Annotated in this window: 12 protein-coding genes; 2 read left to right on the top strand and 10 right to left on the bottom strand. The window is 61.9% G+C overall.

The genetic code is table 11. From position 1 onward, the window contains the following. Positions 1-9: 9 nt before the first annotated feature. The 4 genes from PspCFBP13509_RS07020 to PspCFBP13509_RS07005 form a co-directional block, all read right to left on the bottom strand. Complete coding sequence (locus tag PspCFBP13509_RS07020; protein ID WP_137211734.1) at positions 10-1,179, bottom strand: hypothetical protein; 1,170 nt, start codon at positions 1,177-1,179, stop codon at positions 10-12. A gap of 108 nt (positions 1,180-1,287) precedes the next feature. Continuing rightward, positions 1,288-2,598 (bottom strand): autotransporter outer membrane beta-barrel domain-containing protein, encoded by a 1,311-nt coding sequence (locus PspCFBP13509_RS07015; RefSeq protein WP_065926764.1) that lies wholly within the window; start codon positions 2,596-2,598, stop codon positions 1,288-1,290. 166 nt (positions 2,599-2,764) lie between these two features. Continuing rightward, positions 2,765-3,535, bottom strand: coding sequence for an amino acid ABC transporter permease (locus PspCFBP13509_RS07010; RefSeq protein ID WP_137211775.1), 771 nt, complete (start codon positions 3,533-3,535; stop codon positions 2,765-2,767). A 29-nt stretch (positions 3,536-3,564) separates the two neighbouring features. Further along, entirely contained in the window at positions 3,565-4,386 is an 822-nt protein-coding gene (locus PspCFBP13509_RS07005; protein WP_065926762.1) for an ABC transporter substrate-binding protein, read from the bottom strand. A 112-nt stretch (positions 4,387-4,498) separates the two neighbouring features. On the opposite strand from PspCFBP13509_RS07005, the gene PspCFBP13509_RS07000 reads away from it, so the two are divergent. After that, positions 4,499-5,398 (top strand): homocysteine S-methyltransferase family protein, encoded by a 900-nt coding sequence (locus PspCFBP13509_RS07000; RefSeq protein ID WP_027608227.1) that lies wholly within the window; start codon positions 4,499-4,501, stop codon positions 5,396-5,398. A gap of 3 nt (positions 5,399-5,401) precedes the next feature. Here PspCFBP13509_RS07000 and PspCFBP13509_RS06995 read toward each other — a convergent pair whose 3' ends face one another. The 3 genes from PspCFBP13509_RS06995 to PspCFBP13509_RS06985 are packed head-to-tail and all read right to left on the bottom strand — an operon-like array spanning position 5,402 to position 7,174. Beyond that, positions 5,402-6,082: a GNAT family N-acetyltransferase gene (locus PspCFBP13509_RS06995; protein ID WP_065926761.1), complete on the bottom strand. Its 681-nt coding sequence runs from the start codon at positions 6,080-6,082 to the stop codon at positions 5,402-5,404. A 10-nt stretch (positions 6,083-6,092) separates the two neighbouring features. Continuing rightward, the gene (locus PspCFBP13509_RS06990; protein ID WP_065946483.1) at positions 6,093-6,539 is read right to left on the bottom strand and encodes a GNAT family N-acetyltransferase; all 447 of its coding nucleotides are present in this window, start codon (positions 6,537-6,539) and stop codon (positions 6,093-6,095) included. Continuing rightward, positions 6,536-7,174: an FMN-binding negative transcriptional regulator gene (locus PspCFBP13509_RS06985; RefSeq protein ID WP_137211733.1), complete on the bottom strand. Its 639-nt coding sequence runs from the start codon at positions 7,172-7,174 to the stop codon at positions 6,536-6,538. Before PspCFBP13509_RS06985 ends, PspCFBP13509_RS06990 begins: the two co-directional genes overlap by 4 nt. A 90-nt stretch (positions 7,175-7,264) precedes the next feature. Between PspCFBP13509_RS06985 and pdxR the strand changes: the two genes are divergently transcribed. Continuing rightward, entirely contained in the window at positions 7,265-8,806 is a 1,542-nt protein-coding gene (gene pdxR / locus PspCFBP13509_RS06980) for a MocR-like pyridoxine biosynthesis transcription factor PdxR (protein WP_065926885.1), read from the top strand. A 3-nt stretch (positions 8,807-8,809) separates the two neighbouring features. Here the strand turns inward: pdxR and PspCFBP13509_RS06975 are convergent, their stop codons facing one another. From PspCFBP13509_RS06975 to PspCFBP13509_RS06965, 3 genes are all read right to left on the bottom strand, one after another. Continuing rightward, positions 8,810-13,423 (bottom strand): dermonecrotic toxin domain-containing protein, encoded by a 4,614-nt coding sequence (locus tag PspCFBP13509_RS06975; RefSeq protein WP_137211732.1) that lies wholly within the window; start codon positions 13,421-13,423, stop codon positions 8,810-8,812. Positions 13,424-13,538: 115 nt separating this feature from the next. Beyond that, positions 13,539-14,630 carry a polyamine ABC transporter substrate-binding protein gene (locus tag PspCFBP13509_RS06970; RefSeq protein WP_137211731.1) on the bottom strand — a complete coding sequence of 364 codons (1,092 nt, stop codon included), beginning with the start codon at positions 14,628-14,630 and terminating at the stop codon, positions 13,539-13,541. Continuing rightward, positions 14,627-15,661 carry a histone deacetylase family protein gene (locus tag PspCFBP13509_RS06965; RefSeq protein WP_065926757.1) on the bottom strand — a complete coding sequence of 345 codons (1,035 nt, stop codon included), beginning with the start codon at positions 15,659-15,661 and terminating at the stop codon, positions 14,627-14,629. Before PspCFBP13509_RS06965 ends, PspCFBP13509_RS06970 begins: the two co-directional genes overlap by 4 nt. Between the last annotated feature and the right edge of the window lie 81 nt (positions 15,662-15,742).

Raw genomic sequence — 15,742 nt, 5'->3', positions numbered from 1 at the left:
GCCAATTTTTTAATGGTCAGCGGAGGGTGCGGCGCTCTGCTTGCGCTTGAAGCCGACAAAAATACCCTCAGGTTTGTAGAGCAGTTCAGGTTCCAGGGTGGTCAGGTTGCTGGTAACGGCGCTGAATGTTCCCTTGATGGATGCCGCATCCGCGATACGTAGCTGGCGCGTGAGCAGTGCTTCACTTTCCGGTTGTACATCAAGTTTCAGGGTGGCGTTATCCAGCGTTAACGTATTGCCGACTTTCAGCGTGGAGTGGGCTTGGTCTGCGCCCACTTTGAACGCCATGGTCGATCCTGGTTTGAGGTGCAGATCCTTCCAGATCCGGGTCCGTGGTGTATTTTCAGGATCGAGCAGCAGAGTACCCGCGACATTAAGGGAGTCGACGGTGCCGCCGGAGTAGCTGCCGCCCGCATCAATATCCAGGGTCCCCTTGATAACGCTGCGGTTGGTCAAGGCAGCATCGCCGTACACCTTGCCGTGCCGATTGTCGTGCAGTGCACCGGTCAGTTCCCAGGCGCCCTTGCCGACCCACAGGTGTTGCATTCGGGTCGCACCTTCGAACGTGCCGCCTTTGGTGTCATCGAGAACCACCTGGTTGGTACCGCTGCCGCCATCGACTTCGCCTTTGAAGCGGCTGCCATTTTTGACAACCAACAGGTCGTCACCGCCGCCCATGTCCAGAGCGACTCCATTGCCACCTGCAATCAGGCCATGGTTGATCACCTCATCGGCCTTTTCTCCCTTCAGGGCCATACCCGTGCCGGATTGGGCCGTGATGCTTCCTCGATTCTCCAGCCAGACAGAGGTGAGCCCGGAGCTGCTCAGGCCATGACCCGGTGAGTTGATGTGCACGCCCGGGCTGTTGACGATGTCGACGGCTTTGATGATGTGTGACTTATCAAGGTTGGACGGGGTTTGGGTGAGGCGCGCGATCTCGTCGATATTCATCCCGTCGCGGCGCGGGGAGTTAGGCGTGGTGATGACTTTGACAATATTGGTGCCGAGCTGGCCATTTGAGGCCTGGCGGGCGGGGTGCCCGAACGAGCGCGGAGTGGTTGGAGGCGCGGTGTGTGGCTCGGGTGCTGCGGCGTGCGGAGTGGCAGCCTCGGCCAAGGCGTTGGCGCTTTGTGCGAAGAGTGCACCAAGGGGAGGGAAAAACGAGAGTGTCGATATCATGATTTCCGGCCTCGTTTGTATAGGAGACCGGAGTGTAGCGAGCAAAAAGTGGTGCTTAATGTCAGCCTTCAAGACCTGTGTGAGTGTGAAGGTTCTTCAGTTTCTGTCTTAAAACGCGCTTTGCCATTGGCCCATTAGTCCATGGTTGCGGCTGTTGTCGCCCACTTCGGCGGTGTACGCGATGCTCAGGGTCTGGTGCTCCGAAAGACGCATGTCCAGCCCCGTGCGCAAGGCCAGATTATCTCGGTCCAGCGAGGTACCGCCGATGCTGAACGCGCTGTTGAAGTCCTCGCGGGTTTCCCTGGCAAAGGATTGGCGTACGCGGCTGTTGGTGTCGCCATACAAGTGTTTCCAATGGGCGCTCAGGTGCGGCTTGAGGGTGATCCGGTCGGCCACTGCGATGTCGCGGCTCAAGCGCAGGCCGAAGGTGCTGCTGAGGTTTTGCTGGGTTTGGGTGCCCACGTTCAACGCGCTATGGCCACCTTTCTCGGAGAAGCGGTCACGGTGATACCGCTGGAAGCCGATTCCGGCAAACGGTTCGGCATGCAAGCCGTCGGTGACGAACCGATGGCCCAGTTCGGCGAATGCGTTCTGGCTCTGGGCCTTGTACTTGCCCGTGAGGCGTTCGCGGTAATCGATGAAGTCGAAGTCCACACTGCGCGTGTTCTGCCCGGAATGGCTGCTGTACAGCGCGCCCAGGCGTAAAGCCCATGGACCGTCCTGGCGCACCGCATAGGCGCCCAGGTGCCAGCTGTCCACTTCACCGTTGAAATGCCGGGCGCTCAGGTCGCTGCCAGACTTGCCGCCCACCACGCCGACCCGCCAGGCGTCATCGATTGCTCCATCTGCACCCAGCAACAGGCCCTGGCTGCTTTGTTTCAAGCCGGCGCTGCCGTGTTGGGCATCGAGGGCACCGCTGCTGGCCAGGCCTTGGAGCCAGACACGGCCGTCCTCACCGGTGTGGTTATCCAATTGGCGTATGGCTGTCAGCAGGCTGGCGTGCAAGCGTTTCATGCTGTTTTGAGTGGCCGTGCCCAGGTTGGCGTTCTGGCTGCCGGCCAATTGCTCCAGCAGCGTACCCAAGCGACCTGGCTCCAGGCTGCTCAAGTACAGCCCGTAGTTTTCAAGCTGGTACTTTTCCCAGTCACTCAACTCCTCCGATGCCAGCGCGGCATCCACTGCGGAGTCCAGCACGCGGGCAACGCTCAGGCCGTTACGACTGTTGGCTCGGTCGATGAAATAGAAATCTTCGGGGGTGGGAGTGGCCGGGTCGAAATGAGTTTTCTGGTGATGTTTCGCAATCTGTTCGAACCACTCGCTGTCGGGTTCCATGTCGTCACGGGCCTGTGCGTACTGAGCACAGGTGGCCCCCAGCGCGAGCGTGATGGCGAGTACGAGTTGTTTCTGAATGAGTGGCATGTAAACCCACCTCCTGATGTATGAGGCGGGGAATTTAGCGGGGCACCCGGGGGATAACTGTCAGGCCAAGCACCGCGTGTTTGCGGGAGATGTCTCTAGTCCGATGCGATAAAAGTTCAGCTCGATTGGCGCAGTAAGCCTGAGGGCGATAGTGACTTCAATGACCTCACTCTCGCCTCGCATATCCCTTGCCATAGTGCCGCTCCATGCGTGCCTGGATCAGTTCCAGGCCGAGGGACATCACCCAGTAAATGATCGCAGCGGTGGTGAGCATCTCGATATAACGGTAGCTGGAGCGCCCGTAGGATTGCGCCAGGAACATCACTTCCCACACGCCCATCACCGAGATCAGCGACGAGTCCTTGAGCATGGAGATGAACTGGTTGGTCGCCGGCGGGACGATGGTGCGCATGGCCTGGGGCAGGGTGACGTGCCAGAAGATCGCACTGTCGCGCATGCCCAGGGCCAATGCGGCTTCCCGTTGCCCCTGAGGGACGCCCAGGATGCCGGCGCGGAAGATCTCGCTCAGATACGCGCCGTAGTTCAGCGACAGCGCGATGATCCCCGCGACGATGGCGCCCGGCACCAGGCCCAGCTGCGGCAGGCCCAGATAGATCAGCAGGATCTGGATCAGCAACGGCGTGCCACGGAAAAACGACGCGTAGAAGCTGGCGATACCAAAGGCCACGGCACTTTTGGACAAGCGCCCGAGCGCGGTGATGAAGCCTAGCACCGACGAGGCGGCAATCGAACACAGGCACAGGAACAGCGTCAGCGCTGCGCCTTGCAGGAAGCCATTGGGTGCCAGGTGCAGGCCGACCAGGTTGGGCAGCTTGTCGAGAATGATCGAGAACTTCAGGTCAAAGCTCAGGAAGAAACTGGCAAACAGGGCGAACAGCGCCGCCCAGGTCAGGTAAAGCCGCGTGCGAAAGCCCAGCAGGGCGCGCGCAGGTTTTGGGGGAACACTCATTGGCTGATATCGGCACCGATCCATTTTTGCGACAGTTTGCTCAGGGTGCCGTCCTGTTTCAACTGGGCAAACACCTCACGCACCTTGGCGTCCCACTGGGCGTCGCCTTTTTCGATGGCCACCGAGTTGGGTTCGGCATACAGCGCTGCGCCGGCGAGTTTGAAGCGTTTGTCCTGGTCCAGGCGCGGTTGGGCCGTGACCAGGTTGGTCAGGATCGCATCCAGGCGCACTCCTGCGCCCAGGCCGAGGTCCTGGAAGGCGACGTTATCGGTGTCGTACGGGGCGATCTGCACGTTCTCGAACGGGTACTGCAACTGGGTGTCCTCGGCGCCTTCGATCACCAGGTTCTTGTTCAGGTAGCTCTCGTAGCTGGAGGCGCTGGTGAGGCCGACTTTCTTGCCGCTCAGGTCCTTGGCGCCGTGGATGCTGTCATCCTTGGCATTGACCACGATCACGGCAGGGGAGGCGTAATACTCCACCGGGAAGTCGAAGACTTCGGCGCGGGCCTTGCTCGGGGTCATCGAGCAGATGCAGATGTCATAGCGCCCGCTCCAGCGGCCGGCGGCGATCACGTCCCACGACGGCGTTTCCAGGCGTAGTTTCACACCGAGCTTTTGCGCGACAGCCTTGGCCACATCGACATCGAAGCCGTCGAGCTGGTTTTGCTCGTTGAGGAACGAGAACGGCGGGTAGCTTTCCATCAGCACGCCCACCAGTTCTTTTTTCTTCTCAACCCGGTCCAGGGTCGCGCCGCCAAAGGCTTGGGTGGAGGCAGCAAGCATCGTCAGGCCCAAGGCCAATAGCGGTTTAAGTTTCAAGGAGGCACCTGAATAAAAAAGAGGTTGTTATGAACCGAACGGAACGTATTAAATAGTTATAAGAACGACTCTCATAGTGAGTTATTTTCATAAGCTTATGAGTAAAAAGCATATGGGCGCAGTAAGCACAGTAATTCTGGACGGCGGCATGGGCCGTGAACTGCAACGCCGCGGTGCGCCCTTCAGGCAGCCGGAGTGGTCGGCGCTGGCATTGAGCGAAGCACCGCAGGCGGTGGAGGCGGTGCATGCGGCCTATATCGACAGTGGCGCCAACGTGATTACCAGCAACAGCTATGCGGTGGTGCCGTTCCATATCGGCGAGGCGCGCTTTGCTGCCGAAGGCCAGGCCCTGGCGGCGCTGGCGGGTGAATTGGCCAGACGGGCGGTGCAGGCTTCGGGCAAGGCCGTGCGTGTGGCCGGCTCGTTGCCGCCGCTGTTTGGTTCGTATCGGCCTGATCTGTTCGAGCCGCAGCGCGTATCTGAGCTGTTGACGCCACTGGTACAGGGCCTGGCACCCCATGTCGATCTGTGGCTGGCGGAGACCCAGAGCTCAATCGTCGAAGCGCGGGCGATTCATGCGGGCCTGCCGAAGGATGGCAAGCCGTTCTGGCTGTCGTTTACCTTGAAAGACGAAGACACCGACGAAGTACCGCGCCTGCGTTCCGGCGAACCGGTGGCGGACGCGGCCGAAGCGGCGGCGCAGTTGGGTGTGCAAGTGTTACTGTTCAATTGCAGCCAGCCGGAAGTAATCGGCGCGGCGATCGATGCCGCACGCCAAACCTTCGAACGGTTGGGCGTGGCGATTCAGATCGGTGCCTACGCCAACGCCTTCCCGCCACAGCCCAAGGAAGCCACGGCCAACGACGGCCTGGACCCCTTGCGCGAGGATCTCGACCCACCGGGCTACCTGCAGTGGGCGGCGGACTGGAAAAAGCGCGGTGCCAGCCACTTGGGCGGGTGCTGCGGGATCGGGCCGGAGCACATTGCGGTGCTGGCCCAGAAGCTGGGGTAAGCCTTAAAGCGCCTGGCGGCGACACTCCGCCAGGCCCTTCAACTGCCCGGAACCTGCCTGGTTCGCCTCCGACAACCACGCCTCAAACCCCGCACCCACCGTCGGCCATTCCGAATCCAGGATCGAATACCACGCCGTATCGCGGTTCTGCCCCTTCACCACCATATGCTGGCGGAACACCCCTTCAAAACTGAACCCCAACCGCTCAGCCGCATATTTGGAGCGGGCATTGCCGTTGTTGCACTTCCACTCCAGGCGGCGGTAGCCCTGTTCGAACGCGTATTTGGCCAAGAGATACACCGCCTCGGTGCTTTTGGGTGAGCGCTGCATCGGCGCGCCGAAGGTGACATGGCCGATTTCGATACGGCCCTGGGCCGGGACGATGGACATCAGGCTGAGGATGCCCTGCACCTGGCCGGACGCACGGTCGACCACGCTGAAGAAATACGGGTCGCTGTTCGCCGCATGGTTGTTCAACCACGCATCAAACGCGGCGCGCTCGGCAAACGGGCCGTAAGGCAGGTAATCCCACAACTTGGGGTCGGCACCGGGGCCTTCGAGGGCTTGCCACAATTGAGCGGCGTGGCGGGCCGGGTCGAGTTTTTCCAGGCGGATAAAGCGCCCTTCAAGCAGTTGCGCGGTGGGCGCCGGGGCGCCTTTCCAGTCGGCGAGAGAAGTGGACATGCTGCGCTCCTTAAAGACCTTTGCGAAATTGAATGAAGCCAGGGCGTTCGGCGATGCGCTCGTAGAGCTGGATCGCGGTGGTGTTGGTCTCGTGGGTCAGCCAGTGCACCTTGCAGCAGCCGTCGGCCTTGGCAGTGGCGTAGACGAACTCGATCAGTTTACGGCCGACACCGGTGCCGCGCTGGGCCGGGTCCACCAGCAGGTCCTGCAGGTAGCAGGAGTTCTCGATGCTCCAGTTGGAACGATGGTAGATGAAGTTGACCATGCCCACCGCCTTGCCATCCTGCCAGGCCAGCGCGGAGTGGGTCGGCTCATGGGCATCGATCAGACGCTGCCAGGTGCTTTGGCTGACGGCGTCCGGCAGTTCGGTGTTGTAGAACGTCAAGTACGCCTGCCACAGCGGCAGCCAGGCGGCGTGGTCGGTTGCGGTGACCGGGCGGATCTCGATCTGGCTCATTCTGAAACTCCTTGGGGAATAAAGCGCGCGAGGGTCTGGTCGCGTATATCGGCGCTGGCGGCCAGGCCGTCGCGCACGCCGGCGATGTCCACCGCGCTGCGGTTCTGGCTGAGTTTGCGTTTGCCGATCAGGCGTTCGATCGGCAGGCTGAAGCCGACGATGGCCTTGAGCATGCCGTCAATGTAATCAGCCGGGGCGTCGCTGACTTTCCAGGGCTGGGCGCGATTGCCCTCGTGGCGGTCAGTGAGGGCGCTGACCACGCCTAGCAGGCGCTCGGCATCGGTAAACACCTCGGCCTTGCCATAGGCATGCACCGCGATGTAATTCCAGGTGGGCACCACTTTGCCGTGCTCAGCCTTGGCCGGGTAAAACCCCGGGCTGACATAGGCCTCGGCGCCGGCAAAGATCACCAAAGCCTCGCTGCCGTCTTGCAGGTCTTGCCACTGCCGATTGGCCTTGGCCAGGTGCCCGTAAAGCGTGCCGTTGGGGCCTTCGTCGGGATTGAGCAGCAGCGGCAAGTGGCTGGCCTGCAGGCCTTGATCGCCAAAGGTGACCAACTGCGCCAGGCGTGTGTGCTGGATCAGTTGCTGTATTTCGGGCAAGTCGTCGAGGGCAAAAGCGCGTGGTGTGTACATGAATATTTTCCTTGGCGAATGCCTGCATCCTAGGCAGGCTAATGGTTCGTTGTAAGAGCCATCTTCGGCCAATTTCATAGGTCCAATATGATGTCGCCCATTTCGCCGCCGCTGTCCTTCAACCCTGCCGGTATCGAGCTGGATCGTCGCCAAGGCCTGACGCGCCAGCTTTATGAAGCCCTGCGTCAGCGCGTGCTGGATGGGCGCCTGGCCAGCGGTACGCGCCTGCCCGCCAGCCGTGACCTGGCCGCTGCGCTGTTGATTTCCCGCAACAGCGTCGTGCGCGCCTACGATCAGTTGTACGCCGAGGGGTTTGTCGAAGGCCGTGTGGGTGATGGCACCTATGTCGCCCAATTGCCCACGGCAAAAAAACTATCCACAAAAGTATCCACAGGCTTATCAACAAGGTTATCCCCAGCCTTATCCACAAAGTGGATGGATTTGCCGCAAGATCTCGACGGCGAAGTTATCCACAGGCCGGCCTTGGGGCGCGTGCAAAGTAACCATTTGCCACAGCCGCCGTCGGGGCCGCCCAAGGCATTTCGCGTGGGCGTGCCAGCCTTCGATCTGTTCCCTTTCGAGGTCTGGGCCAAGCTCAACGGGGCGTTCTGGCGCAAGCCGGACCTGGCGCAGCTGTGCTATGGCGACCCGGCGGGTGACAGCCGCCTGCGCGGCCTGATCGCCGCTTACCTGCGCAGCTCACGGGGCATGCAATGTACGGCTGAGCAAATAGTGATCACCAGCGGTGCACAACAGGCAATCAGCCTTTGTGCACAGCTGCTGGTAGAGCCAGGCGATGGGGTAGCGGTGGAAAACCCGGGCTATCGGGCCGCCGGGCACGCGTTCGCACTGGCCGGTGCCAACCTGCAGGGCGTGCCGGTGGACAGCGACGGCATCGATTGCCAGGTCCTGAATACCTTGGGTGATTGCCGCCTGGCCTATGTCACGCCCTCCCACCAATATCCGCTGGGCGTGGTGATGAGCCTGGCGCGGCGCCTGGAGTTGCTGGCCTGGGCCGAGCGCACCGGCGGTTGGATCGTGGAGGACGACTATGACGGCGAATACCGCTACAGCGGCGCACCCCTGGCGCCGCTGGCCGCGCTGGACCGCAGCGGCCGCGTGCTGTACGTCGGTACCTTCGGCAAAGTCGCATTCCCGGCCTTGCGCCTGGGCTATCTGGTATTGCCGCCAGGCCTGGTTGATGCTTTCTCACGGCGCCGTGCGGTGGATATGCGCCACTCGGAAGTCAGTACCCAGGCGGTGATGGCCGAGTTTATGGCGGCCGGGCACTTCCAGCGGCATATCCGCCGGATGCGGCGCGCGGCATTGAGCCGGCGCAATGCCTTGCTCGCCGGGTGGCCGCGTGGTCTGCCGGGGGTGGGCGAGTTGCCCGTTATCGCTGCAGGGCTGCACATGACCGTGCGCGTGGACAGCCTGGCCCGCGAGCAACAGCTGCTTGAGCAGGCCCGTGCCGTGGGCGTCGAAGTCAATGGTTTAAGCAGTTACTGGCTGGCGCACTCCACCACTCCGGCAGACCAGCGCGCCGGCCTGGTGCTGGGTTTTGCCGCCGTACCCGAGACGGCCGTTGCCGAGGCCCTGGCAACGTTGCGCAGGGCCTGGCAGCACGATTGACGGTCAGGCCTGGAAAAACAACGATCGGGCCAGGATCGGGCTGATTTCACTGCGATAAATCGCGATCTGGTCACGGTCGCTCAAGCCCGTGCGGTGTACAGCACCCCCCAGCTTCTGCTGGTCGCGGGTCTTGAGGTGGCCGGCGGTGTAGTGCTCCAGCGCCGTCTGGGGAGACTCATAGTGAAAGTGCGCATACCAGAGCACCGCATGGGTCTGGTGATCACGCACCTCGTATTCGTCCAGGTAGTTTTTGCCGGGGCCCTTGAGCCGCCGCCGCGTGACCACTTTGGCGATTTTCACCAGGCCTTGGCTGTGCAGCCACTCCACCCGTGCCGCCGTGGGTGGTTGTTGTTTGGTCATGCTGATGCGGGTGCTTGTGCCCAGTTCGTATAGCCGTTGTGCGGCGTCATTGAGCCGGCGGTTCAGGGCTGCGGCGGGCGGACGGTCGCTTTCCGTGAGGTTGAGCCGGGTGAGCGCCTCTTCGATCGTGGCCATTGCGTGTTCAAGGCGTGCGGCGTACTGGTGGAACATCTCTTCGATTTCCACCGGAATACGCCCGGCTTTCTTCGCGTGGTCCAGGGTGCGCACGGTGGCGGCGGGCTCTTCATCCAGCAGGCTCTGGGCGGCGTCGATGCTGCTACCCAGGTCGATCACCTGGGGCTCACGCGGGCTTGAGGGTGTGCTCTGGCGTTCGACCCAGACCCCAGGGGTTTTTTCGTGAAAGGTCGCGATGAGTTTGCCCGTCACTGGGGCCTTGACGTCCACCAGGCCGCTTTCGGCTTCACGGGGCTCGCCCACCACCACCCCGTTAAAGCGTGTCTTGATGACTTTGCGCTTGGGTGTCGGGGGGGCTTTTGATGGGCCAGGCTTGGGCTCCAGGGCTTTTCGTTGCCTGATCAAGAGCGCCAGTTCATGCACCGCCTGTTGGTTGAATTCATCGATGCGTTGGCGCAGGTGTTCCAGGGGTTCTCGCTGCACCTGTTCCGGGTGTTCGGCGTGCAGGTCCAGCAGGCGTTGGTCGACAATCGCGAACTGGTCGACCAGGCTGTTGAGCACGTCAATACGCTCGTGCAGGTCGCTGATGCTGGTTTCCACCAGGGTCTCGATCCACGTTTGCACCGTGAGATCGGCGGTATCCACGATGTCATTGAGTTGTACCCGGGCGTCGGTGAAGGCCTCCCCGCTGCCTTCGCCAATACACAGGTAGCGGCTGAGGGTGAGTTGCATGGCCTTGAGGTCGTGCAGCTTGAAGTCGGGCAGGGCCTGCACGCTGGTGTGGATGACCTTGGCACCCTCTATGCCCAGGCTTTCCAATTGGCGATAGCGCGATTGCGCATACTCCATGCGGTTGATCATATCCAGGTTCAGCTTCGCCATCGTCTGTGCGATCTCGTTACGCTGCTTGATGTCCAGGGCGGTTACGGCTTCCATGTCTTCCACCGACACCAGCAACTTGTCGCGAAAGACCGGCAAGCGTTCCGAGATGGCCGAGCGGGTCAGCAGCAGTTGTTTGTTCAGGTAGTCGATCATCGAACTCTGGTAGTTGGGTACCGAATCGATGACATTCAGCGAACGTAACTGGCGAATGGGCACGTCATAGTCGGCCAGGCGGCTGTCGACCTTGTCGAGGAACGCCTGGCGCTGGCGATCGGAGGAGGGCCCGGGCACCGGGTCTATCGCGGCGTGGGCCTGGGCGACTTCAGCTTGCCCGCGCCGTTCGTCGGCATCGAATTGGTTGAGTTTCTGCCGGAGGTCGGTGATCCGCGAAGGTGCCTTGCCGCGAGCCGATTGCCGGCGATTCCTGAAACCGGCACCGCGCAGGCGCAGGCGAGTGTCGACAAACCATTGCCCGGCCAGGTTGCTCACCAGCAGCGGGCCGACGTGAGTGGGGCGGCCCGGATCGACGATCATGACATTGTCGTTTTCATCCACCGCCACCTCGAACCAGCGTGCGCCCACCGGCGCGTACCATTTATCGGCAAGCGCACAGAGATGCAGGTGCGGCCCTGTTTCCTTGACGGCTTCCCCCAGCCCGTCGGGCCTGGCCACTTTGAAGCGATCCAACGTGGCCCCCAGGCTTGTCGGAGAGCGTTGGAGTGCGCCGCTGTTGTACAGCGGGCCTTGATGGCGAGCGGGCGGTTCGGCGTCGGGCAAGTCGGGGCGGCGCATCACGGGGATCCGGCGCTCCGGCGGCAGTCTGGTTTCAGGCGCTTGGGTCGGGGTGGCTTCATGTTTCGGCAACGTGGCCTTGGGCGTCTTTCGCAGCGGCGGATGGCGCAGGGCGACGTGCAGCACCAGGGCCATGCCCAGGTTGAGCAGCAGATCCACCTGGGCTGTCCAGGACACCTGCCCGTCAGGCTCCGGCTCCGCCTGGGCGGTCGCCTGCAGGTCGTCCATGATTTGCCAGATCCAGGCCGCGATGCCCACGGTGCGGCCTATGAATGGCAACGCCGCGCTGAAAATCAGCCAGCCGGCTTCTCGATAGCTTGCCCAGCGTTTCTGGGCGTTGGACACCGATTGCCGCGTCGCCAATTCAACCATCGCGTTGGCGTTGTCCCTGAACAGCGTCGCCAGGCTGTCGTTGCCCATCACTTCGTCGCTCAAGGCCAGGGGGCCGCTCATTTGCACCACCACTTGCGGCTCCACCAACCCGCGCACCACGGTCCACGGCGAAGGTAATGCGGCAGGGAAGACATACTGCTCGTAGTTGAAGCGCACATCTTCGGCCAGCCAGGCCAGTACCGAGTCGCGCAGGGTGCGGTGATGCTTGATGGCGTACAACAGGTTTTGCCGTGACGGGTACTGGATCAGCACTGGCTCCAGCAGTGGGCGGTACAACAGGCACGGGCCTTGGGTGTGGTCGCGGGGGCCGATCACAAACATATTCGCCACCCCATCCTGCGCCTGGCTGGTGCGCAGGGTTGGAATGAACGCCAGGCGCCGGATGACGATCTCTTGTCCCTCGACCTGCCGTTCATGGACGTGTGCCTGCACCGCGGCAGCGATATAGCGATAACCGCGATCATCGATGCCGTGCAGGCCCTGGATCTTCCACTGCAAGGCCAGCAGTGGCAGTTGCACCCGCAAGTGCGAGGTGTAGAGGGTTTGCCGGCGCCTTGATTGAACGGGGTCGTCGAGCAAGGTGTGTTTGATCAGCGTCGGGTAGCGTTCACCGATGTCGAGGGTTTCGATCACGTCCTTGAGGTAGTTGTACGTCAGCCATTGCGGCCCCTCGCCGCCGTTGTAGTGCACGCTGGGCGTACCGGTGGGCAGCCCGGTGAGGTTTTCCAGGGCCAGGTCGATCAGGCTGCGCCGGGTGATGTCAGTGGTTCCGGGCAGCACGAAGGTGCCCCAGACCACCGGGCTCTCGATGCTGATCTCTATCTTGTCCAGGTTCAGGCTCGCGCCATTTGCATGGGCCTTGATCCGGTTTTGCAGTTGCTGCCTGGCGTAGTCGCGGATCGGCGGGATACCGTCCTGGAAAGACTGCCCGTGGTTGTGGGTATGCAGTTCGGCCAGCTCGATCACATAACGGCTGTAGGTCGATACGTCCAGGTCCGAGGCATTGGCAAGCCAGTCGGGAAGTTGCTCGTGGATCTGGCGGATGCTCGACAATGAGTGATCGCTCAAGTCTTCAATCACCGGCAGGATGCGCGCGACGGCCTGGCCGGTGACGGCAGCCGTGGCGGGGGCTTCAAGGTCGGCGGAGCCAATTGATCCGATGGCCTGCAATTGCAGGGCGATCAGGTTGCACGCCAGGCTGTCGAAAAAATCCCCGGCGGGTTCGTACAATCGCCATTGCACGGTTACCTCCCCCTCCGCTTGAGTCAGTGCCGCGGGCAAGGCTTCGCCGAGCTTTTGCAGTGACTCGAATTTCTCGTAGCCGTTGATCAGCGAATACGTCAGGACCCGCTGGCGTTGCTCATGTACCCCGATCAGCACCGCGATATCCGACAGGCCGACGTGAGTGGAGCGGTTGTTTTTAAGGCCATCTATATCGATCAGGTAAGCGTGTGTCTGGAATGTGTCGAAGTTCCGACGCTTGGCCCGGTCTGGAAAGTGGAACAACGTCCTGGCCATGGCGCAATCGTGTTCATCCCAGCCGTCCTGCACGGTGACGTTCCACACGTTGCGCAGGGAATGGGAAAGTGTTTGCCAGCGTGGGCCCGCCAGGCCGTTGGAAGCGTTCCAGTAGTCAAGTTGCTGCTCCTGGAAGGCGGTAAAGATCAGCGCCGCCAGCTCATTGATCAGCCGCGCAATGGCATCGATCTGCACCGGCAGGTGCACGGCGGGCTTGGCCTCGGGCTCCAGGGTGAGGAAGTGTTCGCCGTCGATATAGATCACCGGCTCGGGCGCCAGGGCCTGGTTGGCCAGCACCGAGGTCAGCGATTGCGCGGTGGCGGGTGCGGATTGGATGACATCGCCAACGATGCGCCAGTGCGGCGTGATGACCATGGCCAGGTCAGGGTCGATAGCGAGTGTCGGGTATTGCTCCATGAGGGACGAACGCAACAGGTTGGCGGCAACGTCGCGGATCGACGGGCCGACGCTCAGTTGCGTCAGCAGCTCATAGCTGCTGGGCGGGCGATTGTTGCTAGGGGGTGAATCGTTGGGCATCTGCAGCTCCTTGGCCTGGGTCGGCATGAAGAGCTGCAAGGTAATTGGCGCTGCGGCCGGGCGGTCGGTAGATAAGTCACCATGGCCGGGAAGCGCACTTCCCGGCCACATTTGCTCAGGTCCCGGACTTGATCCTGGACCAGGCGCGGGTCCTGGCGCGTTCGGCGTCACGTCCCAGAGGTTTCAAGGTATAGAGCGTGGCCATCGCGGCTTCGGTGGGGTACAGGTTGGGATTGTTGCGGATCGCCGGGTCCACCTGCCTGGTAGCGTCTTTGTTGGGATTGGGGTAGCCGACAAAATCACTGATCGGCGCAATGACGTGCGGTTGCAGCAGGTAGTTGATGAAGGTGTAGGCGTCCTGGGGGTTCTTCGCGCCCTTGGGAATGGCGAGCATGTCGAACCAGATCGGCGCGCCTTCCTTGGGCAGGCGCATGTCTACGATCACGCCGTTCCTGGCCTCCTTGGCGCGGTTGGCGGCCTGGGAGAAGCTGCCGGAGTAGCCGACGGCGACGCAGATGTCGCCGTTGGCGATATCGGCCATGTACTTGGAGGAGTGGAAGTAGGTGATGTACGGGCGGATCTTCAGCAGCAAGGCTTCGGCTTTTTCATAGTCCTTGGAGTTGTTGCTGTTGGGGTCCAGGCCCAGGTGCTGCAAGGCCAGGGGCAGGATCTCCGAGGGTGAATCCAGCAGTGCCACGCCGCATTGCTTGAGCTTGCTGATGTTCTCCTCCTTGAAGATCAGGTCCCAGCTGTCCACCGGTGCATCTGCGCCCAGCGCGGCCTTGACCTTGTCGGGATTGAAACCAATCAGGATGGTGCCGTACATGTAGGGCACGGCGAATTTGTTGCCCGGGTCGTTGGCCTCGATCAGCTTCATCAACTTGGGATCGAGGTGGTTCCAGTTCGGCAACTGGCTGCGGTCCAGGGCCTGGAACACACCGGCCTCGATCTGTTTGGCCAGGAACACGTTGGACGGCACCACCACGTCATAGCCGGAATTACCGGTGAGTAGCTTGGCTTCCAGGGCTTCGTTGGTGTCGAAGATGTCGTAGACCAGTTTGATCGACGGGTTTTGGGCCTTGAAGTCTTCCAGGGCCTTGGGGGTGATGTAGTCGAACCAGTTGTAGACCCGCAGGTTTTTTTCTTCAGCGTGCGCGGCGGTGCTTAATACGGCGGCGCAGAGCACAAGCGACTTGAACAGATTCATTCGACTGCCCCTTCAAAACCTTCGAGAACGTTGACGGCATTGATGCCGATTTCTTCCACCGCGTAACCGCCTTCCATCACGAACAGCGTCGGCTTGCCCAGGCGGGCGATACGCTTGCCCATGGCCAGGTAGTCGGGGCTGTCGAGCTTGAACTGCGAGATGGGGTCGTCCTTGAACGTATCGACGCCCAGGGACACCACAATGACGTCGGCGCCGTAGCCCTCAATCGCCTGGCAAGCCTGTTCCAGTGCGGCGCTCCAGGTGTCCCAGCCCGAACCGGCCGGCAACGGATAGTTAAAGTTGAAACCCTCTCCGGCCCCGTCGCCCCGCTCATCGGCATAGCCGAGAAAAAACGGAAACTCGGCTTCCGGGTGCCCGTGGATCGAGGTAAAGAGCACGTCACTGCGCTCATAGAAAATCGATTGGGTGCCGTTACCGTGGTGGTAATCCACGTCGAGGATCGCAACCTTCCTGTGGCCGTGATCGAGAAATGCCTGGGCGGCGATGGCGGCGTTATTGAGGTAGCAATAACCGCCCATCAAGTCGCTGGCGGCGTGGTGTCCCGGTGGCCGGCACAGCGCGAAGGCACTGTGGGCGCCTTGCTGGATCGCCCGTTGCGCGGTCAGCGCCACCTGCGCCGCACTGTAGGCTGCCTGCCAGGTGCCGGCGGTAATCGGCGCGCCGCCGTCGAAGCTGTAGTAACCCAACTGGCCGTGCAGGCTGGTGGGCATGACGGCGCGCAGGGTGCGGGCGGGCCAGGTATAGGGCAGCAGGTCGCCGTCCTGGCCGAACTCGAGCCAACGGGCCCAGGCACCTTTGAAAAAATCCAGGTACTCGCGGCTGTGGATGCGCTGCAAGGGGGCCAGGTCAAAGTCCTGCGGGGCTTGCACCGGGCCGAGCTGGCGGTCCTTGACCCGCTGCAGCACATGGTCGGCGCGGGCGGGCATTTCGAAGCAGGGCATCAATTGCCCGTCCATCAATTCACAACGGCCGTGGTGCAGATGATGATCGTCCGAATAGATCGTCAGCATTGTTGTTCTCCGCAGGCTGCTTGGGATGCCTTGCAGTGTTGCGGCGTGGGCAGGTTTGGAGAACGGCAGGAGCGGCCAAAA

Source organism: Pseudomonas sp. CFBP13509 (genome assembly GCF_005233485.1).
Classification (GTDB): Bacteria; Pseudomonadota; Gammaproteobacteria; order Pseudomonadales; family Pseudomonadaceae; genus Aquipseudomonas; species Aquipseudomonas marginalis.
The sequence above is the reverse complement of the archived record's forward strand: the minus strand, read 5'-3'. Positions and strand labels throughout refer to the sequence as shown.